Annotated in this window: 1 protein-coding gene; it reads right to left on the bottom strand. The window is 75.3% G+C overall.

Annotation, left to right across the window (positions count from 1 at the left end; genetic code table 11):
- Nucleotides 1-308: DUF2344 domain-containing protein (locus IH48_RS0132695; protein ID WP_030913229.1), on the bottom strand; the 308-nt coding region annotated here is incomplete at both ends.

Below are 308 nucleotides of genomic sequence, written 5' to 3'. Positions count from 1 at the left end.
CCCTGCGCCAGCCTGGTCACCGCTGCGGGGACCGGCGGCGCCAGGTCGGCCACGGCGCGGAGACCGGACAGGACGTCGTCGGGTCGTACGGCAGGCGTCACGTGCCGAACAACCAGCCGCAGTATCGCACAGGGCCGGTCGTTCGGCCTATCGGCCTGCGGAGGGTGCGTTTCGAGCCGCAGCACGGCCGGACGTGCGTCGAAGGTGCGCAGGCCGTTCTTCGTACGGCGCTGGACCTCGACGGTCCCGGCCGCGGCGAAGGCCGCGACCGCGCGCTCGGCGTCCGCGGGCGCCACGCCGTCCAGGCG

The organism is Streptomyces sp. NRRL F-5126, assembly GCF_000721265.1.
In the GTDB taxonomy this organism is placed as follows: domain Bacteria; phylum Actinomycetota; class Actinomycetes; order Streptomycetales; family Streptomycetaceae; genus Streptomyces.
The sequence above is the reverse complement of the archived record's forward strand: the minus strand, read 5'-3'. Positions and strand labels throughout refer to the sequence as shown.